The organism is Intestinimonas butyriciproducens (genome assembly GCF_004154955.1).
Taxonomy (GTDB): domain Bacteria; phylum Bacillota; class Clostridia; order Oscillospirales; family Oscillospiraceae; genus Intestinimonas; species Intestinimonas butyriciproducens.
Genome location: NZ_CP011524.1, coordinates 1,791,933 through 1,816,318, shown reverse-complemented (window position 1 = coordinate 1,816,318; position 24,386 = coordinate 1,791,933). Strand labels below are relative to the sequence as shown.

The window sequence follows — 24,386 nt, the reverse complement described above, 5'->3', positions numbered from 1 at the left end:
CCGTTCACCGGTTATATATACCCCAACCTGGTCAGATATCAGATATAAAGAGGAGCCACCCCGACTGGGAGCGGCTCCTTCGATTACGTAAGGATGTAGACGGTGCAGCTCCGTACGCCGAACTGAATACATTCGTAGTAGGTATCGAAAAAGAGGTCGATACGGTTCCCCTTGATGCTGCCGCCGCAGTCCTCAGCGGTGGCCACACCGTATGTGATAGAGCCATCGGAGGAGACGATATACATACGGGTGCCATAGGGAATCACTTTGGGGTCCACGGCGATAGCGCCCACGCGGGCGGTGGTGCCGGTGGCGGTTCTTTTCCAGGACTGCCGCTCGGTGGTATAGGCGGTGGCCACGCAGTCCAACGCCCTGGAGTAGGAGAGGGACTCGCCGGAAAGGGTAGTGAGCACGCCGCCCCCGTCCTCCCGCACATTGATATGGGTAAGCACGTCGTCACTTACGCTGAGCCAAGAGGCGGCCACAGCATCCACCTTTGTGCCGTAGGACACGATTTCATCTACAGGCAGCCGGGCTATGTGCTCGCCCAAGTCATACCGGTGAACAGTGCCGTCCGGATCAGTGACGACCTTGACGGTGTGTTCCACAGAGCCATCGACCCCCTTCTGGACCACGCGCTCTTCCCCGATGGGGAGTTCCGGATCCTCTTCCCGGAGCTGGGCAAAGGGCAGTATCCGGGTGGTCGTCCGCTCGAAGTGAGTCACCGGGCGCTGTACGGTGACGCGCACTACGTCATTTTCCTGAGAGATCGCTATGCGATCTGTGCCGGAGAGAGAAACACCGGCATACTCCAGCGCACGGTCCACTTCACCGGCGTGGCCGGTGACCAAATAGCTCACCTCGCCGTCCACAATCTCAAAAGTGGTTCGGGTGGTGGCGGAACCGCTGACGAGCAGGATGGAGAGCAGAGCGAGAGCGAGCAGGGCGGTGATTTGTCCGCCCCTGAGTAATCGATCCAACATGAGAGAGAAACCTCCTGAATATCACTGGTGCAGTTTGTAATCTTTTGCGTGGCTGGGACATTTCCAGGATTATAGCCACTTTGGAGGCAAAAGTCAAACAAACACTGTGTATTCAGGAAGAAGGGGCGGATCCAGAGTAGAAAAAGGGACGTCAACTTTCGTCGGGACGGAAAGAAAAAAGAAACAAAAGATTACAAAAGGTTACAGGACAGAGCCGTTGGGACACAAAGCCTGGGGCGATTTAGCACGAAATGTGTCACGCTGCGGTCGGCGCACAAAAAAGTGAGTCCCTTTATCGGAGGCAGCATACTCATAATTACCTGAAATAGGAAAAAATACAACTATATTTTGAGATAAAAAACAAAAATATGGAATGAAATTTTGTGTTCCATGCCTGAAAAACACAAAAAATGTCCTACGAAACTTTGTACAGACATACGAGGAAAATAAATGCCGTCTTACCCTCGGGGCTGAAAATCGGCCTCTTCTTCCATCAGCTCCTGAAGCAGTTTTTGATCCTCCTTGGAGGAGAAATCCAGCTTTTCGTATAGGTCGGGCCGCCTGCGAAAAGTGCGGAGGATGCTCTGTTTGCGGCGCCACCGGGCAACCAGGGCATGGTTCCCAGAGCGGAGGACAGGGGGGACGGTACGTCCATGCCAGGTCTCGGGGCGGGAATACTGGGGGTACTCCAGCATACCGCTCCAATGGCTCTCGTCCTCAAAGCACTCCGGGTCGGGGAGAACGCCCGGCACCATGCGGGCGACGGCGTCCGCCACGACCATGGCAGGCAGTTCTCCGCCAGTGAGTACGAAGTCGCCGATGGAGAGCTCTTCATCCACACAGGCCTCGATAAACCGTTCGTCGATCCCTTCGTAGTGTCCGCAGACGAGGATTAGGTGTTCATAATCCCGGAGCAGGCGTTTGGCCTCACACTGGGTGAAGGTTTTGCCGGCCGGAGAGAGGTAAATGGTATGTCCGGGGCCATAGGCATCCGTAATATGCTTCCAGCATTGGTAGAGAGGATCTGCCTGCATAACGGCGCCATGTCCGCCTCCATATGGGTAGTCGTCCACCTGCTTCTGCTTATTTAAGGTGTAGGCGCGAATTTGATGGGCCTCGATGCGGATCAGATCCCTCTCCTGGGCGCGGCCCAGGATGGACTCGTTCATCATATCGCCCACGGTCTCGTCAAAGAGCGTCATAATATCGATCCTAACCATCGCTTGCCATCCCTTCGATCAGACGGACGCGGATGTACCCGTCCTCTACGTTGGTCTCGGCTAGAAACGCATCTACGGCGGGGATCATGTACTCGTGTGCGCCTCCGCGGACCACGTAGACCTCATGGGCGGGAGGCGTGAGAATATCGGCGATGTGCCCAAGCACGGCGCCAGTGTCCGCGTCCCGGACCTCCAACCCCATGAGATCGGCCAAAAAGTGTCGCCCATCCGGAAGCTCCACGCCGGTGCGGTCGATGGAAACCGTTTTTCCTTTGAGGCGCATGGCGGCGGCGACATCATCCACGCCCTCCAGACGGGCAAGGACATTTCCCTTGTGGGGCTTGGCGCTGAGGACCTTGATGGGGCTTCCGTCCAGGTACAGAAGATCGAAGCTGCAAAGGAATTCGGGTGAGTCGCACCAGGGAACGATTTTGACCTCGCCCTGAATGCCGTGCGTGTTGACGATCTGCCCGGCCTCAAGAAACCGATTTTTCATTGGTGTTCCTCCTACAGATGAAAAGCGGCGGGGGACAGCCCCCGCCGCTTTTTAGTCGACGATCTCGACGGAAACTCTCGTTCCCTTGCGCTGGGCCACGGAGCGCATCAGGGTGCGGATCTCCTTGGCGATGCGGCCTTGACGTCCGATGACCTTGCCCATATCCTCGGGGGCGACCCGAAGCTCCAGCACGGTCTCGCCGTCTGTATGGGACTCGGTGACCGAGACGGCCTCCGAGTGCTCCACCAGGTTTTGGGCCACGTAGGTAAGAAGCTCTTTCATTGATATTCTCCTTACATGCCAGCCTTTTTCAGCAGAGCTTTCACGGTCTCGGTGGGCTGTGCACCGGTCTTGATCCAGGCCTGAGCACGCTCCACATCGACCTTCAGCTCGGCGGGATCGGTGGTGGGATTATAGATACCGATTTCCTCGATGAAACGACCGTCGCGGGGATAACGGGAGTCGGCCACCACGATGCGGTAGAAAGGAGCCTTCTTGGCGCCCATACGACGCAGTCTGATTTTAACCATGTATATTCACCTCCAAATTTTTCACATTCTCTATATGGAAGCGCCCCAAGGGACGCCTGCCAACGGATCAGAAGGGAAAACCGCCCTTCATTTTGCCCAGACGAGCCATCTTACGAGCCATTTTTCCACCGGACATCCCGGCCATCTGACGGGTCATCTGCTGCATCATTTCAAATTGCTTTAAAAGACGATTCACGTCGACGACTTGCGTACCGCTGCCAGCGGCAATGCGTTTTTTCCGGCTACTGTTCAAAAGTGCGGGGTTCTCACGCTCCTCCGGAGTCATGGAGAGGATGATGGCCTCTGTCTTGCCCAGGGCATTCTTGTCCAGATCCGCGCCCTCCAAAGCCTTGGCATCCACGCCGGGAAGCATGCCGGCCAGATCCTGCATAGAACCCATACCCTTGAACTGAACGAGTTGATCATAAAAATCCGTCAGGGTGAGACGGTTTTTCTTCATTTTTTCCTGGAGCTCGGCGGCCTTTTTCAAGTCAAAGTTCTGCTGTGCCTTTTCAATGAGGGACAGCACGTCGCCCATGCCCAGGATACGGGAGGACATACGGTCCGGATGGAAGACTTCCACCTGGTCCAGCTTTTCCCCCACGCCCACAAATTTAATCGGCTTTCCAGTGACCGCCTTGATGGATAGGGCCGCACCTCCCCGGGCGTCACCGTCCAGCTTGGTGAGCATTACGCCGGTGATATCCAAGGCTTCGTCAAAGGCCTTTGCGGCGTTTACCGCATCCTGGCCGATCATGGCGTCCACCACCAGAAGGATCTCATCGGGGTCTACCGCGGCCTTCATGACCTTGAGCTGTTCCATCAGCTCCTCGTCCACATGCAGGCGGCCTGCAGTATCCAGAAACACCAAGTCGTTTCCGTGCTTTTTTGCGTGTTCGATGGCGGACTTGGCGATGTCGACCGGATCACTCTGCCCCATCTGAAAGACGGGAATGCCTAACTGCTCCCCCACGACCTCCAGCTGGTGGATGGCGGCGGGACGGAAGGTATCGCAGGCGGCTAGGAGAGGCCGTTTGCCGTTCTGCTTTTTCATGAAGCCGGCCAGTTTGGCGCAGTTGGTGGTCTTGCCGGCGCCGTTGAGGCCCACCACCATGACCACCGTTGGGGGCCTGGAGGAGAGATTGAGCTTGACGCTGTCGCCGCCCATCAGGGCTGTCAGCTCTTCGTTGACAATCTTCACGATCATCTGGGCGGGGGTCAGGCTCTCCAGCACGTCTGCACCCACGGCCCGTTCCGTGACCCTGGCAATAAAATCCTTTACCACCTTAAAGCTGACATCGGCCTCCAGAAGAGCCAGCCGGATCTCCCGCATGGCCTCCTTCACGTCTGCTTCCGATAGGCGGCCCTTTCCGCGCAACTTTTTAAAGGCGTTGGAAAGCTTTTCGGTCAGTCCTTCAAATGCCATTCTATTACTCCTGAATCAGCTTGTCAGTGAGGGACTGGATACGGGAGGCGAGTACTTCCAGCTCGTCGCTGCCCAACCTCTTGTCATTCAGATCTGTGACCTGCCGGATGCAGTCCGCGATCTCCCTGAGCTGACTCTGCATGGTGTGGAACCGGCGGATCAGGCCGGTCTTGTCCTCGATCTCTGTGAGATAGGCCTCGGCCCGAACGATAACGTCCCGGACCCCCTGACGGGTGATGCCGTAGTTCTCGGCGATCTCAGCAAGGGAAAGGTCCTCGTTATAATAGAGATCGTAGAATTCCTTCTGCCGGTCGGTGAGCAGGTCTCCATAAAAGTCATAAAGCATGGCCATCCGGTATGCCTGATTCTTCATCCTTCCACCTCCAGCTGCTTATTGTAAAGCTGTGGTGCTTTACACGATGAGTATCATACAATATTTTGGGGCGATTGTCAAGATGGAATCGGGGATGTGGACGAGAAATTTGGAAGGGCTGGCGGAAGCGGCGCATAGCCGGCGGCGCTTCCGGTAACCCTATTGGAAAGAATAGGGGGAAGCGTGGATGGAGCACACTTCGTTTGCGCCCATGGACGATAAGCACTTGGGGCAATTTGGAGAGAATACAGCCCGCGCGATGCGGGCGGAGGGAAATATGCGGGGACGGGCCGTCTGGCGGGACACGTTGGGACAGCTCCGGGAAATCCGGCGTGTGAGAGACCGGATTTCAGCGCGCAGAGGGCCCGAGGAGGGGGCAGCGGAATGGCTGCTGGACAACTGGTACCTGGCACAGCGGGAAGGAAGAAATGGCGCGGAGGCCTTTCGACGGGTGCGGTGTATCCGGTACGTGCTGCGCGGCGGGCGGGTCCCGCTGATCATGGAGCTGGCGCGGGCCTTTGTGCGGGCCGCGGGCAAGGAAGCGGGACCGGAACGGCTGGCTATTTTTTTGGAACGGGCTCAGGAGGGGCAGGCGCTGACAGAGCAAGAACTGAGCCTGCTGATCCCAGCGCTCAAATGTGCATTGACAGAGCGGTTGGCCACGCTCTGCCGGGAGCTGGAGCACCTGGAGGATGCCGATGAGGCTGCGCTGCGAGCCGGAATGGAGGCGGTCTTTACCGCCCTGCGTATGCTTGCTACCGCAGAGCTCACCGGGCTTTTGGAGGACTCCAGCCGGGTGGAGCAGACCCTGTGTCGGGACCCGGCGGGCGTCTACCCGGCGATGGATGACGAGACTCGGGCGCGTTACCGTGCCCAAGTCTGCCGGTTGGCCCGACAAGAGGGCGTTGGGGAGGCGGAACTGGCCGAGCACATACTCCTCCGGGCGGCACAGAGCAGCGGGAGGGAACGCCATGTAGGGGCCTGGCTTTTTCCGCCGCACCGCCAAATTGCTTCCCGTTATCTGTATATCGGAGGCATTGTTCTGATGACCGGATTTCTTGCCTTGCTGGCCGGATTTCTTCTCCACAGCCCATGGGCGGCTGTACTGTTGGCCCTGCCCATCTCCGATATCGTGAAAAACAGCGCCGATTTTCTGGTGGTACGCATGGTGCGCCCACGCCCGGTCTTTCGCATGGCGCTGGAAGAGGGGATCCCCAGGGAGGGCAGGACCCTGTGTGTGATTGCCTCTCTGCTGACAGGGGAGAAAAGCGGAGGAGAACTCGCGGCGCTGCTGGAACGCTACCACTTGGCCAATCGAGACGCCGGTCGGGAGCTGCGTCTGGGTCTGCTGTGTGATCTTCCCGATCGAGACCGTCCCATGGGGGAACGGGAACAGACGTGGGTGGAGACTGCATCGGCGGCTGTGGAGCAGCTCAACAAAGCGTATGGCGGCGGCTTTTATCTCTTTTTTCGGGTGCCGGTCTTTCATGCGCCGGATCAACGCTATATGGGGTGGGAACGGAAACGTGGGGCGCTGGTGGAGCTGGTGCGCCTTCTGCGGGGAAAGAGGACAGGTTTGCGGACGGAGGCTGGGGACTCCACTTGGCTGCGCGGCGTACGGTATGTCATCACCCTGGATGCGGATACCGCCCTCAGCGTAGGCTCTGCGAAAGAGCTGGCCGGGGCCATGCTCCATCCCCTCAACCGGCCCGTGATAGACCGGCGGAGGGGCGTTGTGGTTTCCGGCTATGGGCTGCTGCAACCCCGGGTGGCGGTGGATCTGGAGAGTGCCAACCGCTCCCACTTTTCCCGCATCTTTGCCGGGCAGGGAGGCGTAGATCCCTACGGCTCCGCCGCAAGCGACGTCTATCACGATCTCTTTGGAGAGGGAACCTATACGGGGAAGGGCATCTTTGACGTGGATGCCTTTCTTGCCTGCCTGGACCGGCGTCTCCCCCAAAATGCCGTTCTCTCCCACGACCTTCTGGAGGGCTCTTACCTGCATGCCGGACTCATTGGAGATGTGGAGCTGACGGATGGCTACCCTTATCAGGTGTCATCCTATTTTTCCCGGCTCCACCGCTGGGTCAGAGGGGATTGGCAGCTTTTGCCCTGGCTGGGGCGGAGCGTGCGGAATGAAGAGGGGGAGAGGATCAAAAATCCGTTGGGGGATCTCCCCAGGTGGAAGATCGTGGACAATCTGCGCAGGAGCCTTTCGCCGGTGGGTACTTTGACGGCCCTCCTGCTGAGTATGTGCATTTCCGGGCCGGTATTTGCTCTGGCGGCCGGTACGGCGGTACTCTCCGCCGCTTCCAATTTGCTTCTGACCGGCGCGGATCTGGCCGCCCGGAGGGGGCGCGGACTTGCAGAGCGGTATCACTCCACAATTATCGCCGGGGTCGGCGGGGTCCTTCTTCAGACGCTGGTGCAGCTCCTGTTTCTGCCCCAACAGGCCTGGACATGTGCCAGCGCAGCCGGCACAGCGCTGTGGCGCATGGCCGTGACCCGTCGGGGCATGCTGGCCTGGACTACGGCGGCAGAGGCGGAGCGCAGGGCGGGAGACAGTCTGTGGGCCTATTACCGCAGGCTGTGGCCACTGGCGGCAGCCGGGGTCTTCTGCGTATTCTTTTCGCAGTTTCCGGCAGGAGCGGCGGCAGGCCTGGTCTGGCTGGCGGGCCCCTGTTTTGCCTGGAATATGAGCCGGCCCATACGGCAAAACCGCGCCGTGCCGGCAGGGGAACGTCCTTTCCTACTGCACCAGGGGGCCATGATCTGGCAGTATTTCAGCGACTTCCTCCGTCCGCAGGACCACTATCTGCCGCCGGACAACTACCAGGAGCAGCCGGGAGTGGGGCTGGCCCGGCGGACCTCGCCGACCAATATCGGCATGGCGCTCTTGAGCTGTATGGCCGCCGCCGATCTGGAGTTGGTCCCCCAAAAACAGGCGCTCGCTCTGATGGAACAGACGCTGTCCTCCGTGGAGCGGCTGGAGAAGTGGAGGGGCGGCCACCTGTACAACTGGTACGACACCGCCACGGAAAGACCGCTGGAGCCGCGGTATGTGTCCTCGGTGGACTCGGGCAATCTGTGCGGTTGCCTGATTGCTCTGCGGGAGGGGCTGTTGGAATGGGGAGAAGAGGGACTGGCCCGGCGGGCGGACGCCCTGGCGGCGGCTATGGATTTTTCTCTTCTGTTTGACGAAAGCCGGAGACTTTTCTATATCGGATTTGACTGCGGCAGGGGGGAGTACACCCAGGGGTGGTACGACCTGCTTGCCAGTGAGGCCAGGCAGACAAGTTATCTCGCCGTGGCCCGCGGCGAGGTGCCGCGCCGCCACTGGCGGCGACTAAGCCGGGCGCTTGTGGGACAGGATCATTACTGCGGTATGGCCTCCTGGACGGGTACCATGTTCGAGTACTTTATGCCCCACCTACTGCTTCCGGCAGAGCAGAACTCCCTGCTCTATGAGTCGCTGGCCTTCTGCCTGTACGCCCAAAAAAAGCGGGTCCGGGGGACAGGCGCCCCCTGGGGGATTTCCGAATCGGCGTTTTACGCCTTTGACGGGGCTATGAACTACCAGTATAAGGCCCACGGAGTTCAGCGCTTGGGCCTGAAGCGGGGCCTGGACCGGGAACTGGTGGTCTCCCCCTACTCCACCTTTCTTACCCTTCCGCTTGCGCCGGAGGGCGGGGTGAAGAATCTGAGGGCGCTGGCAGCCATGGGCCTGGAGGGGCGCTATGGCCTTTGCGAGGCGGCGGACTTTACCCCGGGACGGGTGAACGGCGGGGCAAAGTATGAGCCGGTGCGCTCTTATATGGCACATCATCTGGGCATGAGCCTGGTGGCGCTGGATAATGCACTGAACGACGGCATCATGCAAAAACGCTTCATGCGGGACGCGGCTATGGGCGCCTATCGGGAGCTCCTCCAGGAAAAAGTGCCTGTGGGAGCGCAGGTCCTCCGCTCACCCCGGGACGAAGTGCCGGACAAGCCGGGACGGCGTGGCGGAGAACCGTTCCTGCGGACAGGGGAGGGCTATGATCCGGTATGCCCTGCCTGTCACCTAATGACAGGCGGGGCGTGGCAGGTTCTGTGCACCGATGCGGGGGCGTCCTGGTCGAGAATGGGACGGACTACGCTGACCCGCTGTATCTGGAACCGACAATACCAGAGCGCAGGGGTGTCGTTTTTCCTTCGGACGCCGGAGGGCCTGCTTCCGCTCACGCCTGCGCCACTTTACCGCGAGGAGCCGGAATATACTTGGCGTTTTCAGGGAGGCGGAGCTTGCTGGTCCGCTCAATGGCAGGGATACGCTGCAAGCGTGGACCTGCGGGTGCCGGAGCGGGAAAATGGAGAGCGCAGGGAGGTCACCGTGCGCTGGACCGGGGAGGGGGAGAGGGAGGTAGAACTCCTCTGTTACCTAGAACCGGTTTTGGCGCCGCGGGAGGATTATGAGGCCCATCCGGCCTTCTCCAAACTGTCCCTGGAGAGCAAGGGAACTGGAGACGGCGTGCTCTTCACCAGACGGAACCGGAGGCGGGGGGAGAGCCGCCCCGCCTTGGCAGTGCTGTGGGACCAGCCGGAGGCGACCTTTGATACCGCACGTGAGACCGCCTTGGGCCGGGGAGGGCTGCAGGCCTTGGAAGGGGCTGTGGAACGGCCTGCGACGGAGCGTGAGGGAGCAGTGCTGGACCCCTGTCTCCTGGTGCGCTTCCCTGTCAGCCTGCGGAGCGATGCGCCGGTTCAGATCCGACTGGCGCTCTCCGCCGCGGACAGCGGAGAACAGGCGACAGAGGGAGCTCTGCGCCTTCTGCGCATGCGCGGCGGAGAGGCGGCCGATGGGTTGGAGCAGATCAGAGGACGTCTCCAATTGACGGAAGAAGAGACCCGAAAGGCATTTGAGCTGCTCAGGAATCTTCAGTTTCCGGCCCACCCATGGGTGTCCAGGGGATCACCGGAGCAGCGCGCCCTTTGGCCCTTCGGGATTTCCGGAGATCTGCCCATAGCCGCCCTTCGGGTGGAGGAGGAGCGGATGAAGGCCGCCCTTTCGTTGGAGCGGATCCATCAGTTTTTGGTACAGGGCGGATTCATGTTCGATCTGGTATTCCTGATGCGGGAGGGGGGAGACTATCTGCACCCGCTGCGGGATACTCTGGAAGAGAGGCTGCGGTCTGACGGATGGGAGCATCGCTTGGGAGCGCGGGGAGGCATATTCCTGGTGGAAGAGGAGACGGCAGCGGCGGTGTGTGCTGCTGCACTGCTGCTGGATGAGGTGGGAAACGTACCTCAGGAGAATAGAAGCGCCAGAGGATATGAAAAGCAAAATACCTTCACACAATTGCCGGGTATTCCCCCCTTTGGATTCTTGGAGAATGGGTCCTTTTGGTTTGATACGGGCGCACAGCTCCCACCTTTGGGCTGGTCGACGATCCTTTGCAACGATGCGTTTGGCTGGAGGACGGATGAGACTGGGAGCGGACATCTATGGATCAACAATGCAAAGGAAAATCCCCTTACAGAATGGGTCAACGATCCGCTGGCAGTCACAGGGCCAGAACGTGTTCTCTTTTCTGCCGGCGGAGGAGAAGTATCCTGTTTTGCGGCGCCGGACGGCCTCCCCTGTACGGTGACCTACGGCTTTGGAGAGGCGATGTGGGAAAAACATGTGGCGGGAAGCCCGCTCCGCTGTACGGCCTTTGTACCGCCGGATGAGGATGCACGGTATCTTCTACTGGAGGCGGAGGGACGGACCGGAGAGGTGATCTATCGTCTGGAGGGAGCAGAGGAGCAGAGGTGGCCGATTCGGGGGTACCTCTGTCTGCGGACGGTTCCGGCGCCGGGAGGCCGTTGGCCTGAGACCGGCCCTGCGGATTTCAACCGGGCGCGGGAGCGGCTGGAGCAGACCAGGGCGTGGTGGAGTTTTCGCGTAAGCCCTTTGACGCTCCGGACGCCGGACGAGGCGCTGGACCGCTATCTCAACGGTTGGGCCCTCTATCAGGTGATTGCCTGCCGTCTTTTCGCCAGGACATCTCTTTACCAGAACGGCGGGGCCTACGGGTTCCGGGATCAGTTGCAGGATGTGTGCGCGGTGCTTCTTACCGCTCCGGAGTTGGCTCGGGCGCAGCTTCTCCGGGCCTGCGCCCACCAATATGAGGAGGGGGACGTGCAGCATTGGTGGCACCCAGCCGCTGAGGGCGAGACGGAGCGCGGTGTGCGCACAAGAATCAGTGACGATCTGCTGTGGCTGCCCTATGTCCTGTGCGAATATTTGGAGAAAACGGGGGACCGGGACATTCTGGAGGTGCCGGTTTCCTTCCTCGTGTCCCCGACCCTGGCGGAGAATGAGCGGGAACGATATGAGGCGGCGGAGACTTCGGCGGAGAAGGCCGGGGTATTGGAGCATGCCAGGCGGGCGGTGGAACAGGCCCTGCGCCGGGGGACCGGACCGCATGGACTTGCAAAGATGGGGACCGGAGATTGGAACGACGGCATGGACCTGGTGGGAGCCGCCGGAACTGGGGAGAGCGTATGGCTCACTTGGTTTTTGGCCCTGGTATTGGAGCGATTCGCATCTCTCTGCAGCGGCGAAACCCGGGCCTGTTACGCGGCGGAGGCGCGCCGGTACGCCTCCGCCGCCAACGCTGCCTGGGATGGGGAATGGTTCCTGAGAGGCTGGTATGATGACGGCCAGACGCTGGGTGCCTCTGCCGATCAGGCGTGCCGCATTGATTCCATCGCCCAGTCCTTTGCCGTCCTGTGCCCATTGGGGGACAGGGACCGGGCACACCGGGCGGTGAAATCGGCCATGGAGCATCTTTTTGACCGGGAGCACCAGATCGTAAAGCTTTTTGCCCCGCCCTTTGACGAAGGAGAGAGGGACCCGGGCTATATTCGGGGTTATCTGCCGGGGGTAAGGGAAAACGGCGGGCAGTACACCCATGCGGCGGTATGGCTGGCGCTGGCGCTGTTCCGGCTTGGACGTGGGGACGAGGGGCACGAGGTGCTGCACGCCCTGCTGCCCGCAGCCCATGCTCCTGCGTGCTACCAAGCGGAGCCCTATGTCCTAGCTGCCGATGTGTACGCCAACCCACAGCATCCGGGCCGCGGCGGCTGGTCTTGGTACACCGGCGCGGCGGGCTGGTTTTACCGAACGGCGGTTGAGGAGCTTCTGGGCCTCCGGGTCCGGGAGGGCAGGCTGTATATGGAGCCCTGTTTGCCACAGGCGTGGAGCGGCTATGAGGCGGAGTGGGCGCTTACGTCCGGTTGTCTGCACCTGAAAATCGAGAGGACCGGGACCCGCGGTCTGCTGCTGGACGGCAAGCCTTGCGGGGATGGAATACCCTTGAACCAGCTCTGGGGAGAGCATCAGGTCCTTTTTTCGTTTTGAGGGTGTCAAAACGGGAAAAATATAGTATAATGACCTCATGCTCTCTCCGGACGGCAGCCGGAGGGGAAACGGCATTTTGATAAGAAAGGAAGGCCCTATATGACCCATGTGACCCACAGGGAATTGATGCCCGGCGTCCGTCTGACGGCGGTACAAACTGATAAATTCAAAACCAATCTGCTCTCGGTCAGCCTCTTGGCGCCCATCTCAGAAGAGACGGCCTCCGCCAACGCGCTGCTCCCCTATGTGCTCCGCCGGGGCACGGAGCGCTGTCCCGATATGGAGACCCTCTCTGCGGCGCTGGATAAGCTCTATGGCGGTTCCATCGAACCCATGGTCCGCAAAAAAGGAGAGACCCAAGCGGTGGGATTTGCCGCCAGCTTTGTGGACGACGCCTTTGCCCCCGGGGATACCCGGATTCTGGAGTCAGCTGCAGGTCTGCTTGGAGATGTGCTGCTCCGGCCCGCCGTCAGCGGGGGCAGATTCCTGGCGGAGTATGTGGAGGGGGAGCGCGCCAATCTGGTCGACCGTATCCGTGCCCAAATCAACGAAAAACGGTCCTACTCTATCCTGCGACTCACGCAGGAGATGTGTGCCGGAGAACCCTATGGTGTGGATAAGCTGGGGGATGAGGCGCATGCCGCCGCCATCACGGTGGAAGGTCTTTGGAAGCGGTATCAGAGTCTGCTCGCCTGTGCTACGGTGGAGCTTTACTACTGCGGCTCCGCCGATGAGGAGCGGGTAGCGGCGGCCTTGACCAACGCACTGGCCGGTCTGCCCAGAGAGGAGAAGCTGGAAGAGCCGGAGTGCGGAGTGCAGACCGGCGCTGTCTGCGATGCGCCGCGGCTTTTCACCGAGTCCATGGATGTGACCCAGGGCAAGCTGGCCCTGGGGTTCCGGACAGGGGGCGGCTGCATCTGGTCGGAGGACTACCCTGCGCTTCTGGTGTGCAATGCGGTCTATGGCGGCACGCCCACGTCCAAGCTTTTTCTCAATGTCCGGGAGAAGCTGTCCCTGTGCTATTTTGCAAGCTCCATGCTGGAAAAGTTTAAAGGCATCATGATGGTGTCTTCCGGAATTGAATTTCAAAACTATGAAAAGGCCAAGGACGAAATTCTGGCCCAACTGGAGAATTGCCGTGGAGGGAACATAGAGGCGTGGGAGCTGGAGGGGGCCAAGCGCTCCATTATCAGCGGGCTCTATGCCACAATGGATGCCCAGGGACGGCTGGAGGATTTCTGGTTGGGACAGTCGGTAGCCGGGCTTGCGGAGACGCCTGCGGAGCTCTCACGCCGCGTGGAGTCTGTGACTGTGGACGAGGTCGTGGCGGCGGCCGGTAAATTAGAGCTGGACACCATCTATTTCCTGAAGGGCCTGGAGGACTGAATCATGGTATCAAAAGAATATTCCCGCATTGGGGAGACGCTGCATCACGCTGAGCTGGAGAACGGACTTCATATCTATGTGGATGTGAAGCCGGAGTTTTCCAAGAGCTTTGCATTTTTCGCCACGAACTACGGCGGTATGGATATGAGGTTCAAGCTGAAGGGGGAGTGGCACGACACCCCGGCCGGCGTGGCCCATTTCCTGGAGCACAAAATGTTCGATACCAAGGATGGGAACGCCCTTCAGGATCTGGCCGCCAACGGTGCAAGTCCGAACGCCTTTACCTCCACCGCCATTACGGGCTACTATTTTGAGAGCACCGAAAAATTTGAGGAGAACCTGAAGATCCTGCTCTCTTTTGTCTCTGTGCCCTGGTTTACAAAGGAGAGCGTGGACAAAGAGCAGGGCATCATCGGGCAGGAGATCCGCATGATCGAGGACGACCCTGAAAATCAAGTCTTTTACGGCATGCTGGAGGCCCTTTATGAGCACAATCCGGTCCGTGTGAGCATTGCCGGCACGGTGGAATCCATTGCGGAGATCACCGCCGAGACCCTCTATGCCTGCCATGCCGCCTTTTATAACCCCGGCAACATGACGCTGTGCGTGGCGGGGAACGTGGACCCCGGCAGAGTCTGTGAGATTGCGCGGGAGGTCCTTCCCAAAGAGGGGCTGCGAGATATTCCGAGGGATTACGGCGGCGAAGAACCTGAGCAGGCATTTCGCCCGGAGACCGTGCGGGAGATGGCGGTCTCCACGCCCATTTTCCAACTGGGGTGGAAGGCGGACCCCGCTCCGCTGGGAGAAGAGCATATGCGCAGGCAATTTATGGGTGAGCTGTGCTGCGAGGCTGTTTTTGGCACCTCCACCCCCCTCTATGCAAGCCTCTACAGCAAGGGGCTGGTGAACAACAACTTCAGCTATGGCTACGAGGCATATCCAGGCTGTGCCATGCTCACGGTTGGCGGGGAAAGCCGCGATCCCTGGGCCCTGCGGGAGGCCATTGCCGCCGAGGCGGCAAGGATCGGCAGGGAGGGGATCGGCCAAGAGTTGTGGGACCGCCTGAAAAAGGCTGCCTACGGAGGGCGTGTGCGAGCGCTCAATTCCTTCGAGAACATCTGCGTGGGCCTGGCCCAGAGCCATTTTACCGGGGAAGAATTCTTCCGGTTCCCAGAGGTCTTTGAGGGGATAAGCAAGTCCGATGTGGAAGACTGCGTCCGCCGTTGGATGTCTCCGGAGCGCACAGCCCTCTCAGTGGTAAAACCCAAGGGGGAGAAGGTATGACAAGGACAGTGGCCTTTCCCGGTTTGGGGCTGGAGTTCCACCTGAACCGGGTGGCCTTTGAGCTCTTTGGTCTGCCCATCTACTGGTACGGCGTCATTATTGCCGCCGGTTTTTTGCTGGCGGTGCTGTTCTGCTATAAAATGGCCCCTCGGTTTGGCGTCAAGTCCGACGATGTCATCGACCTTCTCTTTTTTGCCGTGCCCCTGGCGATCATAGGGGCGCGGCTGTACTACATTGTGTTTTATCTGGACCTCTTCCGGAACGCAGGGGGAGGCCTGGATCTGGGCAAAATGCTGGATATCCGGGACGGCGGTCTGGCCATTTATGGCGGCGTTATCGCCGCAACGCTGACGCTGATCGTATTCTGTAAGGTAAAAAAGCTCAACTTTTTTGCCTTTGCGGATGTGGGCGTGTTCGGCCTTCTCATTGGCCAGTGTGTGGGACGGTGGGGCAATTTTGTCAATGTGGAGGCATATGGCGGTCCCACAGACCTTCCGTGGCGCATGGGGATTGACGCCTATGTAAACGGTGCGTGGCAGTATATGGAGGTCCACCCCACATTTTTTTATGAGTCTGCTTGGAATTTGCTGGGCTTTTTGCTGCTGCTGGTCGTTGTCCTGAGGGGAAAGAGAAAATTTGACGGACAGATCATGTGGGGGTATTTTTTGTGGTACGGCTTTGGAAGGGGAACGATCGAGGGCCTGCGGACCGACAGCCTTTATTTTTTCCATACCCCGATCCGGATCTCACAGCTCCTGGGATTTGCCTCGGCGCTGGTGGCGGCAGGATTCCTGATCTATCACCTTGTGATCCAAAAGCATACGCCGGAAGAACTCTATGTAAACCGGATGAAGCGAAAAGCAGAGGGGGCGGAGGCCCCAAGACCCCAAACTTTTCATAATGAGGAGGAGCAGCATGGCAGCGACAGTGATTGATGGAAAGACCCTGGCAGCCAAATGCAAAGAGAGGGTAAAGGCAGAGGCAGGAGCGCTCTCCAAACGGCCTGGACTGGCGGTTATCATTGTGGGAGACAATCCGGCCTCCCGTACATATGTCAACAGCAAGCGGAAGGATTGCGCCGAGTGCGGCATCTACAGCGAGGAATATGCCCTCCCGGCAGAGGCGGGCCAGGCGGAGTTGATGTCCATCATCGATACATTGAACCATCGTGAGGATATCGACGGAATCCTTTGTCAGCTTCCCCTGCCGGCGGGGTATGACGAGCAGCAGGTTCTGTTGGCCATTGACCCGGATAAGGATGTGGACGGATTCCACCCGGTAAATGTGGGCCGCCTTTCCACAGGACAGAAGTGCTTTCTACCCTGCACGCCGGCGGGTGTGATGGAGATGCTCAAGGAATGCGGCATCGATCCTAAGGGCAAGGATTGTGTGGTGGTAGGCCGCTCCAATATTGTGGGCAAACCTATGGCGATGCTGCTGCTGGCGGCGCACGGCACGGTCACAGTCTGCCATTCCCGCACCAGAGATCTGGGCGAGGTCTGCAGGAGAGCGGATATCCTGGTGGCCGCTGTAGGGAAGCGGAACATCATCACGGCGGATATGGTGAAGGAGGGAGCTGTGGTTATCGATGTGGCTATGAACCGCGACGAGGCGGGGAAGCTCTGCGGCGATGTAGACTATGGGCCTGTGGCGAAAAAAGCCTCCTACATTACCCCGGTACCCGGCGGCGTGGGGCCTATGACCCGGGCGATGCTGATGGTAAATACGCTGGAGGCGGCCCGCCTGCACGGGAAATAAAGAAAAAAGGTGTACGGCGCGTGTTCCGGAAAAACAGGGAGGAGGTACAGACGCATGGGAATGGGATTCGTGTTCAATATTTTTCCGATCCTGTTCATGGTCGTATTTATTCTGATCTTGGGGGTTATTTTGGTCAGCTTGGGTCGTGGTGTCTCCCAGTGGCATAAAAATAATCAGTCCCCCGTGCTGACCGTACAGGCGGAAGTTGTAACAAAACGGGCCGATGTGCGCCATCACCATCACAATACGGGCGATGTCGGCGCCATGCACACCACCAGCAACACCTTCTATTACGCTACCTTCCAGGTGGAGAGCGGCGATCGAATGGAGCTTCATGTGCCCAGGAACGAGTACGGGATGCTGGTGGAGGGTGACAACGGAAGGCTGACCTTCCAGGGAACACGCTATCTGGGCTTTGAACGGAGCCGTTGAAATTGACCTCTTTACGGGCAGTAGAACATATGTTAGAATGGAGGGGAACTTTTCCCCTCCATTTTTATAGAAACGGGAGGTAATTCCATGGCGTATCGACCGCTTGCGGATGAGATCAGACCCACATCTCTGGACGATGTGGTAGGACAAAAGCATATTTTGGGGGCGGACGGCCTTCTGCGCAGGATCATCGAAAGCGGAAGCATCCCCAATCTGGTCTTTTATGGCCCTTCCGGCACCGGGAAAACCACGGTAGCAAATATCATCGCCGCCCGTACCAACCGTACACTGCGGCGGATCAACGCCACAACGGGTTCCCTCTCGGATGTAAAAGATGTGATCGGCGAGGTGGGTACCATGATGGCACCCAATGGCATTTTATTGTATCTGGACGAGATCCAGTATTTTAATAAGAAGCAGCAGCAATCTCTGCTGGAAGTCATTGAACGGGGTGACGTGACACTCATCGCATCCACCACGGAGAATCCATATTTTTATGTCTATAATGCTGTCCTCAGCCGCTCCACAGTCTTTGAGTTCAAGCCTGTGGAAGCGGGGGAGGTGCTGCCCGCCATCGACAGAGGGGTGTCGATCATGGCAAAACGTCTGGGAGGGGTGGCGGAATTTGAGGATGGAGTGAGGGAGGCCATCGCGAGTTCCTGCGGCGGCGACGTACGCAAGGCAATGAATGCGGTTGAACTGTTGATGAATGCCGCCGCTAGGCAGAGGGGTAAATTGGTTGTCAGTCTGGAAGACGCAAGACTGGTGGCCCAGCGCTCCGCCATGCGCTACGACCGGGCGGGGGATGACCATTACGATATCCTCTCGGCGCTGCAAAAGTCCATCCGGGGCTCGGATCCAGACGCCGCGTGCCATTATCTTGCGCGGCTGCTAGAGGCAGGGGACCTTATTTCAGCCTGCCGCAGGCTGATGGTCATTGCCTGTGAGGATGTGGGCTTGGCCTACCCTCAGGTCATTCCCATCGTCAAGGCCTGTGTGGATGCGGCCAATATGCTGGGGCTGCCGGAGGCGCGGATCCCGCTGGGGGATGCTGCCGTGCTCATGGCCACTGCGCCCAAATCCAACTCCGCCCATATTGCGCTGGATGAGGCCATGGCGGATGTGCGGACGGGAAAAACAGGAGATTATCCGCGGCATCTCCAGAACAAGCATGCCGATTCAGCGGGCATGGAACGTGAGCAGGGTTATCTTTATCCGCATGATTTCCCAAATCACTATGTAAAGCAGCAATACTTGCCGGATAGGCTGAAGGGCGTTCACTATTATGTATATGGAGAAAACAAGACGGAGCAGGCCGCCAAGCGCTACTGGGATGAGATCAAGGGGAAAGAAGAAGGATAGGCCGGAGGCCGAACAATATCGGCGGGAAATGGGGGGAATAAATGAACCTTCCGGAGTGGTTTCACAAAAAGAGACGGAATTCCATTGAGCTCTTGCCTACGGACGGGCCTGAAAAAGTAGAGCTGGGGAGCAGTAAGGTGGGTGGAAAACCTCATCTCCCCAAAGAATTCGAGTGGTATCGGTATGAGGACACGAATTATGATGGAGTGACTGCCAGGCGGCCGCTCTCCTTTTTGGCGCAGATCAATTTGGCGGAGATCGCGGACCTGGACATAGACGGTGTCCTGCCGTCCAGGGGGATGCTCTACTTCTTTTATGAATTGGAGACGATGGCTTGGGGGTTTGATCCAAAAGATCGAGGCTGTGCGCGGGTACTTTACTATGAAGATGGGCCGGCCGGTCTCATTGAGACGGAACCTCCGGGAGATCTGAAGGCCGATTACCTGATTCCGGAGGTCCCGATCTCTTTCAAAAACAGGGACGAAGTGCCTGACTACGAAGAATTCCTGGAGCAATTTGGAGAAGGTATCGATTGGGATACCTATGAGGAAGAACGGACTCTGCGGGGGTGCCAGGCGTCTGAGGAGCCGGAGAAAGTCACCAAACTGCTGGGCTATGCGAATCTGATCCAGGGGAGCATGCTTTTGGAGTGTGAGATGGCGGACAGCGGAATTTACTGCGGCCACCCGCAGGAGTTGCCGCCGGAAGAGTGGGACCGCCTTCGGGAGAATAGCCGGGACTGGCGGCTTCTCTTCCAGATGGGGACCGTGGAGCGGGATGGATTTGAGCTGATGTTCGGCGATTGCGGCTGTATCTATTTTTATATCCGCGGGGAGGATCTGGCCCAGAGGAGATTTGACCGCATCTGGATGGTCCTGCAATGCGGCTGAGAAAAAGCCCGGAGCGCCGACCGCTGATCGGAGCTCCGGGTTTTGACCGTTTTATAAGAATGTGGTTTCCACGCCTGCTTTTCGGCAGCCGTCCGGGGCGTAACGCCAATGGGCAAGCCGTCCCTCACGGATAAAATAGTGCAGCGCAGCCGTTTCGGCGGCCGGAGAGAGCCTTTCGATGACCAGCAGTTTGATTTTCATTCGCTCCGGGAGCATCGCCTTCAGGAAGACAGAGACGCGGTCCCCTTCGCGCAGGTCGGCCCTTGGCTCTGCGAGCCCCGACAGGTTGGGGGCCAGCTCGATAAAGGCACCGTAGTCTTTCAGGCCGCGAACGGTTCCCTCCACTGTCATACCCGGCGCAAAATCCCTGGCGTTCTCTGCCCATGTGCCCAACAGTTCTCGGTGAGTCAGCTTTACGCGGCCCTGCTCCGGCAGCGTCTCCAGTACGGCGGCGTGGATCTCCTGCCCAACGGAAAACCGGCAGGAGGGGTGTGGGATGCGGGAGATGGAGATATGTTCAATGCCGATCATGGAGACCAGTCCGCAGCCGATGTCCACAAAAGCGCCGAAGGGCTCCATATGGGTGACTGTGGCGGGAATGACCATCCCTGGCTTGAGCTCAGACATCAGGGCCTGCTGCGCAATCTCCTGGGCTCGACGACGGGAGAGAACCAGAACGGGTTGACTGTCCGGACCGGAAACAGAAACGATCGTAAAGCAGACCGGCTTGCCCACGCGGGACAAGATGGCGATCTCCTTGGTGGTTCCTTCCGCCACGCCCAAAGCGGTGTCCTCTCGGGGAATACGGCCCGTAAAAGGGCCTACGGCAACGGTCAAATCGTGGTCCGTGCTGCAGGAGAGGGCGCGGCCCTCTAAAATCATGCCCCGGTCCCGGGCGGAGCGAAGCGCGGACACTGTGGCGCAGGCGGCCAGATTGTCCGGAGCGGTCAAGCGTCTGCCCTCGGGGAGAAAATGACTGATCATCCCGATCATTCCTTTCCGATACTCCGTTTTTTTGCTGATAAGCCACTATATGCGGGGGGACACCCGGAATTGACAGGGAGACCCGGGGAACCTATAATAATACCATCCGTTGTGGCGGCCCCGGAAGAGGATGTCTTTGTCCGTAGGGGTGAGCGCTTTGTCATTTTGCGGCAAAAGGGGAATCTTTTCAGGAGGCGATAAGCATGGATGTCCGACTGGGCGATGTGTTAGAGATGAAAAAGGCGCATCCCTGTGGAAGCAGACACTGGTTGGTGCTGCGGGTGGGGATGGATTTTCGCCTCCGCTGCCAGGGGTGCGGGCATGAGGTCATGCTTCCGCGCAGCAAGGCGGAGAAGAATATCAAAAAAATCCTGCACAGTGAGGGGAACGAAGCATGAAAGAGTATTGGAGCAGGCGAATCCGGGATGCGGTGCCCTATGTGCCGGGTGAGCAGCCCAGGGGCAGGACGTTTATCAAACTGAACACCAACGAAAACCCCTATCCCCCTTCGCCCAAAGTAGTGGAAGCCGTAAAGTCGGCGGCGGGGGAGGGGCTGCGGCTCTATCCGGATCCGGAATGTGCCGGGCTGCGTGCAGCCGCCGCCAAGCTCCATGGGGTAACACCGGAACAGGTTTTCCCGGGAAATGGCTCCGATGAGGTCCTGGCTTTTTGCTTTCAGGCTTTCTTTGATCCGGAGCGTCCGATTCTTTTTGCGGATATCACCTACACGTTTTATGCTGTTTATACCGACTATTTTGGGCTCAAAGCCTGGCAGATCCCGCTGGATGAGGATTTTTCTCTTCCGGTGGAGCGGTTCTGCAAGGCTGAAAACTGCGGCGGCGTGGTCATCGCCAATCCCAACGCTCCTACAGGCCGGTCGGTGGATCTGGAGGATATCCGGCGGGTGCTGGAGGAGCATCGGGATGTGGTTGTGCTGGTGGACGAGGCCTATGTGGACTTCGGCGGCGTATCGGCCGACACATTGCTGAAGGAGTATGACAATCTGGTGGTCGTGCGCACGCTCTCCAAAAGCCGCGCGTTGGCCGGACTGCGGGTGGGCTATGCGCTGGGCAGTCCGAATCTGATCGCCGGGCTCTGTTGTGTGCGGGACTCCATCAACTCCTATACAGTGGACCGTCTGGCGCAGGCGGGAGCCGTGGCGGCGCTGGAGGATGGGCCCTACTTTGAGGAGATGAGAGAACGCGTAATCCGCACCCGGGAGCGGACGGAGGAGCGGCTGCGTGCAATGGGGTTTGCTGTCCTGGAGTCCAAGGCAAACTTCCTGTTTGTCAGCCATCCGAAACGCACCGGAAAGGCGCTGTTGGACGGGCTGCGGGAGCAGGGGATCCTGGTGCGCTGGTTTGACCGGCCCCGTATCGGCAACTATCTGCGCATCAGTGTCGGGACGGACGATGAGATGGACGCCCTCTGTGCAGCCCTCAAGGCGCTGACGGAGGGCTGAATATGCGCTATGAAGGTGATATCTACCGTCCGCCCGGAGAGTGGAAGAGCTATCTCCTGCAGACCACGGTGGGGTGTTCTCACAACACCTGTACGTTTTGCCGGATGTATCGGGGGAAACGGTTCCATATCCGCCCTTTGCCGGATATCCTGGAGGATATCCGCATGGCAAAAGCCTGCTATGGGGACCTTCGTCGGGTGTTCCTCTGTGACGGAGATGCGATCATCATGAAAACGGAGGAACTGCTTTCGATTCTGGACGCCCTTTATGACGCCTTCCCATCCCTGGAGAAGGTGACCACGTATGCTGGGCCGCTGAGCACGCTTTCCAAAACACCGGAAGAACTGAAAACCCTGCGGAAGGCCGGGCTGACCCGTGCCTATCTGGGAGTGGAGAGCGGAAGCGACGCGCTTCTGCACGCGGTCAAAAAAGGGGCGGACGCGCGGCAGATGCTGGAGGCGGGAATCCGTCTCAGGGAGGCGGGCTTTGACCTCTGGGTCATGGTGATCCTGGGTCTGGCCGGCCCTGGTGAGGCTGGGCGGCGGCATATTCTGGATACTGCGGCCATGATCAATGAGATGCGCCCCAGGCATCTCTCGGCGCTGACGCTGACGCTGTATCCGGGCACAGATCTCTATCAGGAATGGAGAGCGGGAAGATTTCAGGCGGCCACGGCGCGGGATACCCTGCGGGAGGCACGATTGCTCATTGAAAAGCTGGCGGTGGACCCGCTCCACTTTACCTGCGACCATGCCTCCAATTACGTGCCTCTGAAGGGAGGCCTGCCCGAAGACCGTGCATACTTTCTATCCCGTCTGGACCAAGCGCTGGAGAGCGGTACCGGGATGCGGCCGGAGTGGAGCCGGGGACTCTGATGGAGGGACGGAAAAATGGGAGGGACAGGTGGAGAAGAATGCCTTTACTTCCTGCGGGTTACTTGTTATAATAGATAGGAAAACAAAATACGGAGTATCGCATTGGTGCAGCGACGCAGCTGCTGAAAAGGGAAGTCCGGTGAAAGACCGGCGCAGTCTTACCTCTACTGTAAGCGTGGACGACGGCGTACAAAAGCCCATTGGTAATGATCGATTGCCGAGAAGGGACGCCCGAGGGAGAAGCGCAAGCCAGGAGACCTGCCGTGCGGAATACACAAGCATGACTCTTAGGTGGAGAGCGGCAGTGCCATGCCCATTTTCATGGTCCCTCTCCGCCCGGAGAGGGACCATTTTTTGTCGGGAGGCGGCGTATGGGCACCTTTGAACACTATATCTCCGTTGGCCGCGGCCGTCTCCGCTGCGGGTATACGACCGGTACCTGTGCCGCCGCCGCGGCACGGGGGGCGGCGGAGCTTCTGCTCACAGGGGAGATGCCCGCTCTGGTCCGGGTGGAGACGCCCGCCGGCATCCCTGTGGAAGCCGAGCTCTTAGAGCCGGCGTCGGGATGCGGATGGGCCTCCTGTGCGGTCCGGAAGGACGGGGGAGATGACCCGGACGCCACCCATGGCACCTTGGTTTTTGCCAAGGTGGAAAAGACGAAAGCCCGCGAAGTCACCATCGAAGGCGGGGTGGGCGTAGGGCGGGTCACCCGGCCCGGACTGGACCAGCCGGTAGGCGAGGCGGCCATCAATCATGTGCCCCGGGAAATGATCCTTCGCCAGATGGAGGAAGTACGCCGGAAGGCGGGGTACTCCGAGGGGCTCCGGGTGGAGATCTCCGTCCCGGCAGGGGAGAAATTGGCAAAAAGGACCTTTAATCCCCGGCTGGGGATCACAGGGGGCATTTCTATCCTGGGGACCTCCGGCATTGTGCGGCCTATGAGTGAAGCCGCACTTATAGATTCCCTGCGTCTGGAGCTGGACGTGCAGGCTGCGGCGGGGGTGGGAGACATCGTGGTGACTCCTGGTAATTACGGCGAACATTTTTCAAGGGAAGTTCTCCACCTGTCGCTGGACCACTGGGCCACCTGCTCCAACTATATTGGAGAGGCCATTGATCACGCAGCAGGGTTGGGATTTCGCAGCTTTCTGCTGGTGGGCCATCTGGGCAAGCTGTGCAAGGCTGCGGCGGGAAACATGAATACGCACTCCAGGGTATCCGATGCCAGGCGGGAGACCCTGGCGGCGCATACAGCCCTGTGCGGTGGGGACCGTACTGTTGTGGAGGCGGTGTTTCTGGCCATCACCACAGACGAAGCAGTTGATATTCTGGACCGCGCCGGACTGCGGGAGCCTGTAATGGCATCCCTGGCCGGTGCACTGGACCAGAGGCTCAAGGCACGGGCGGGAGAGGATATGGACATCGAGGCCATTTTTTTCTCCAACAAGCATGGGATACTGGGCCGGACGCCGGGAGCGGAGCGGCTGGCCGCGCTCCACGCCCCGGACTGAGACCATTTCAAACGGAAAGGAAGAGGA

Annotated in this window: 20 protein-coding genes and 1 riboswitch; of the genes, 12 read left to right on the top strand and 8 right to left on the bottom strand. The window is 59.2% G+C overall.

What is annotated here, in order from left to right; all coding sequences use genetic code 11:
• Window positions 1-83: 83 nt before the first annotated feature.
• The 7 genes from SRB521_RS09165 to ylxM all read right to left on the bottom strand — a co-directional run bounded on the left by SRB521_RS09165 (window position 84) and on the right by ylxM (window position 5,028).
• Entirely contained in the window at window positions 84-983 is a 900-nt protein-coding gene (locus SRB521_RS09165; RefSeq protein ID WP_075703762.1) for a G5 and 3D domain-containing protein, read from the bottom strand.
• A gap of 458 nt (window positions 984-1,441) precedes the next feature.
• Window positions 1,442-2,203 carry a tRNA (guanosine(37)-N1)-methyltransferase TrmD gene (gene trmD / locus SRB521_RS09160; protein WP_116721719.1) on the bottom strand — a complete coding sequence of 254 codons (762 nt, stop codon included), beginning with the start codon at window positions 2,201-2,203 and terminating at the stop codon, window positions 1,442-1,444.
• Window positions 2,196-2,699, bottom strand: a complete 504-nt coding sequence (gene rimM / locus SRB521_RS09155; RefSeq protein ID WP_058117616.1) for a ribosome maturation factor RimM — start codon at window positions 2,697-2,699, stop codon at window positions 2,196-2,198. The genes trmD and rimM overlap by 8 nt, the downstream gene beginning before the upstream one ends.
• A 51-nt stretch (window positions 2,700-2,750) precedes the next feature.
• Window positions 2,751-2,981, bottom strand: a complete 231-nt coding sequence (locus SRB521_RS09150; RefSeq protein WP_033117161.1) for a KH domain-containing protein — start codon at window positions 2,979-2,981, stop codon at window positions 2,751-2,753.
• A gap of 11 nt (window positions 2,982-2,992) precedes the next feature.
• On the bottom strand, window positions 2,993-3,229 hold the full coding sequence (gene rpsP, locus SRB521_RS09145; protein ID WP_033117162.1) for a 30S ribosomal protein S16: 237 nt from the start codon (window positions 3,227-3,229) through the stop codon (window positions 2,993-2,995).
• 67 nt (window positions 3,230-3,296) lie between these two features.
• A complete protein-coding gene (gene ffh / locus SRB521_RS09140; RefSeq protein ID WP_058117617.1) occupies window positions 3,297-4,655 on the bottom strand; it encodes a signal recognition particle protein in 1,359 nt (452 codons plus the stop codon).
• Between the two features lie 4 nt (window positions 4,656-4,659).
• Window positions 4,660-5,028 (bottom strand): YlxM family DNA-binding protein, encoded by a 369-nt coding sequence (gene ylxM / locus SRB521_RS09135; protein ID WP_033117164.1) that lies wholly within the window; start codon window positions 5,026-5,028, stop codon window positions 4,660-4,662.
• Between the two features lie 187 nt (window positions 5,029-5,215).
• On the opposite strand from ylxM, the gene SRB521_RS09130 reads away from it, so the two are divergent.
• The 8 genes from SRB521_RS09130 to SRB521_RS09095 all read left to right on the top strand — a co-directional run bounded on the left by SRB521_RS09130 (window position 5,216) and on the right by SRB521_RS09095 (window position 19,527).
• Window positions 5,216-12,415: a GH36-type glycosyl hydrolase domain-containing protein gene (locus SRB521_RS09130; RefSeq protein WP_116721718.1), complete on the top strand. Its 7,200-nt coding sequence runs from the start codon at window positions 5,216-5,218 to the stop codon at window positions 12,413-12,415.
• A gap of 99 nt (window positions 12,416-12,514) precedes the next feature.
• A complete protein-coding gene (yfmF, locus tag SRB521_RS09125) occupies window positions 12,515-13,801 on the top strand; it encodes an EF-P 5-aminopentanol modification-associated protein YfmF (RefSeq protein ID WP_116721717.1) in 1,287 nt (428 codons plus the stop codon).
• A gap of 3 nt (window positions 13,802-13,804) precedes the next feature.
• Window positions 13,805-15,085, top strand: a complete 1,281-nt coding sequence (gene yfmH, locus SRB521_RS09120) for an EF-P 5-aminopentanol modification-associated protein YfmH (RefSeq protein WP_116721716.1) — start codon at window positions 13,805-13,807, stop codon at window positions 15,083-15,085.
• Window positions 15,082-16,020, top strand: a complete 939-nt coding sequence (lgt, locus tag SRB521_RS09115) for a prolipoprotein diacylglyceryl transferase (protein ID WP_075703769.1) — start codon at window positions 15,082-15,084, stop codon at window positions 16,018-16,020. The genes yfmH and lgt overlap by 4 nt, the downstream gene beginning before the upstream one ends.
• On the top strand, window positions 16,001-16,843 hold the full coding sequence (folD, locus tag SRB521_RS09110) for a bifunctional methylenetetrahydrofolate dehydrogenase/methenyltetrahydrofolate cyclohydrolase FolD (RefSeq protein ID WP_075703770.1): 843 nt from the start codon (window positions 16,001-16,003) through the stop codon (window positions 16,841-16,843). Before lgt ends, folD begins: the two co-directional genes overlap by 20 nt.
• Before the next feature lie 96 nt (window positions 16,844-16,939).
• Window positions 16,940-17,275 carry a DUF2500 domain-containing protein gene (locus tag SRB521_RS09105; RefSeq protein WP_338068267.1) on the top strand — a complete coding sequence of 112 codons (336 nt, stop codon included), beginning with the start codon at window positions 16,940-16,942 and terminating at the stop codon, window positions 17,273-17,275.
• Between the two features lie 87 nt (window positions 17,276-17,362).
• On the top strand, window positions 17,363-18,637 hold the full coding sequence (locus SRB521_RS09100; RefSeq protein WP_075703772.1) for a replication-associated recombination protein A: 1,275 nt from the start codon (window positions 17,363-17,365) through the stop codon (window positions 18,635-18,637).
• 41 nt (window positions 18,638-18,678) lie between these two features.
• Complete coding sequence (locus tag SRB521_RS09095; RefSeq protein ID WP_075703773.1) at window positions 18,679-19,527, top strand: YwqG family protein; 849 nt, start codon at window positions 18,679-18,681, stop codon at window positions 19,525-19,527.
• Between the two features lie 51 nt (window positions 19,528-19,578).
• On the opposite strand, the gene SRB521_RS09090 is transcribed toward SRB521_RS09095, so the two are convergent.
• Window positions 19,579-20,511: a S1 RNA-binding domain-containing protein gene (locus SRB521_RS09090; RefSeq protein ID WP_242943914.1), complete on the bottom strand. Its 933-nt coding sequence runs from the start codon at window positions 20,509-20,511 to the stop codon at window positions 19,579-19,581.
• A gap of 203 nt (window positions 20,512-20,714) precedes the next feature.
• On the opposite strand from SRB521_RS09090, the gene SRB521_RS09085 reads away from it, so the two are divergent.
• The 4 genes from SRB521_RS09085 (at window position 20,715) to cbiD (ending at window position 24,359) form a co-directional block, all read left to right on the top strand.
• A complete protein-coding gene (locus SRB521_RS09085) occupies window positions 20,715-20,909 on the top strand; it encodes a DUF951 domain-containing protein (protein WP_033117172.1) in 195 nt (64 codons plus the stop codon).
• Window positions 20,906-21,973, top strand: a complete 1,068-nt coding sequence (hisC, locus tag SRB521_RS09080) for a histidinol-phosphate transaminase (protein ID WP_075703774.1) — start codon at window positions 20,906-20,908, stop codon at window positions 21,971-21,973. The genes SRB521_RS09085 and hisC overlap by 4 nt, the downstream gene beginning before the upstream one ends.
• A 2-nt stretch (window positions 21,974-21,975) precedes the next feature.
• A complete protein-coding gene (locus SRB521_RS09075; protein ID WP_075703775.1) occupies window positions 21,976-22,848 on the top strand; it encodes a B12-binding domain-containing radical SAM protein in 873 nt (290 codons plus the stop codon).
• A gap of 85 nt (window positions 22,849-22,933) precedes the next feature.
• Window positions 22,934-23,128, top strand: a riboswitch (cobalamin riboswitch).
• Between the two features lie 91 nt (window positions 23,129-23,219).
• Window positions 23,220-24,359, top strand: coding sequence for a cobalt-precorrin-5B (C(1))-methyltransferase CbiD (gene cbiD, locus SRB521_RS09070; RefSeq protein WP_116721715.1), 1,140 nt, complete (start codon window positions 23,220-23,222; stop codon window positions 24,357-24,359).
• Window positions 24,360-24,386: the final 27 nt, after the last annotated feature.

Bases quoted from the DNA above. Each gene is read 5' to 3' on its own strand.
- SRB521_RS09165 (WP_075703762.1), bottom strand. From the start codon at position 983: ATGTTGGATCGATTACTCAGGGGCGGACAAATCACCGCCCTGCTCGCT.
- trmD (WP_116721719.1), bottom strand. From the start codon at position 2,203: ATGGTTAGGATCGATATTATGACGCTCTTTGACGAGACCGTGGGCGAT.
- rimM (WP_058117616.1), bottom strand. From the start codon at position 2,699: ATGAAAAATCGGTTTCTTGAGGCCGGGCAGATCGTCAACACGCACGGC.
- SRB521_RS09150 (WP_033117161.1), bottom strand. From the start codon at position 2,981: ATGAAAGAGCTTCTTACCTACGTGGCCCAAAACCTGGTGGAGCACTCG.
- rpsP (WP_033117162.1), bottom strand. From the start codon at position 3,229: ATGGTTAAAATCAGACTGCGTCGTATGGGCGCCAAGAAGGCTCCTTTC.
- ffh (WP_058117617.1), bottom strand. From the start codon at position 4,655: ATGGCATTTGAAGGACTGACCGAAAAGCTTTCCAACGCCTTTAAAAAG.
- ylxM (WP_033117164.1), bottom strand. From the start codon at position 5,028: ATGAAGAATCAGGCATACCGGATGGCCATGCTTTATGACTTTTATGGA.
- SRB521_RS09130 (WP_116721718.1), top strand. From the start codon at position 5,216: ATGGAGCACACTTCGTTTGCGCCCATGGACGATAAGCACTTGGGGCAA.
- yfmF (WP_116721717.1), top strand. From the start codon at position 12,515: ATGACCCATGTGACCCACAGGGAATTGATGCCCGGCGTCCGTCTGACG.
- yfmH (WP_116721716.1), top strand. From the start codon at position 13,805: ATGGTATCAAAAGAATATTCCCGCATTGGGGAGACGCTGCATCACGCT.
- lgt (WP_075703769.1), top strand. From the start codon at position 15,082: ATGACAAGGACAGTGGCCTTTCCCGGTTTGGGGCTGGAGTTCCACCTG.
- folD (WP_075703770.1), top strand. From the start codon at position 16,001: ATGGCAGCGACAGTGATTGATGGAAAGACCCTGGCAGCCAAATGCAAA.
- SRB521_RS09105 (WP_338068267.1), top strand. From the start codon at position 16,940: ATGGTCGTATTTATTCTGATCTTGGGGGTTATTTTGGTCAGCTTGGGT.
- SRB521_RS09100 (WP_075703772.1), top strand. From the start codon at position 17,363: ATGGCGTATCGACCGCTTGCGGATGAGATCAGACCCACATCTCTGGAC.
- SRB521_RS09095 (WP_075703773.1), top strand. From the start codon at position 18,679: ATGAACCTTCCGGAGTGGTTTCACAAAAAGAGACGGAATTCCATTGAG.
- SRB521_RS09090 (WP_242943914.1), bottom strand. From the start codon at position 20,511: ATGATCAGTCATTTTCTCCCCGAGGGCAGACGCTTGACCGCTCCGGAC.
- SRB521_RS09085 (WP_033117172.1), top strand. From the start codon at position 20,715: ATGGATGTCCGACTGGGCGATGTGTTAGAGATGAAAAAGGCGCATCCC.
- hisC (WP_075703774.1), top strand. From the start codon at position 20,906: ATGAAAGAGTATTGGAGCAGGCGAATCCGGGATGCGGTGCCCTATGTG.
- SRB521_RS09075 (WP_075703775.1), top strand. From the start codon at position 21,976: ATGCGCTATGAAGGTGATATCTACCGTCCGCCCGGAGAGTGGAAGAGC.
- cbiD (WP_116721715.1), top strand. From the start codon at position 23,220: ATGGGCACCTTTGAACACTATATCTCCGTTGGCCGCGGCCGTCTCCGC.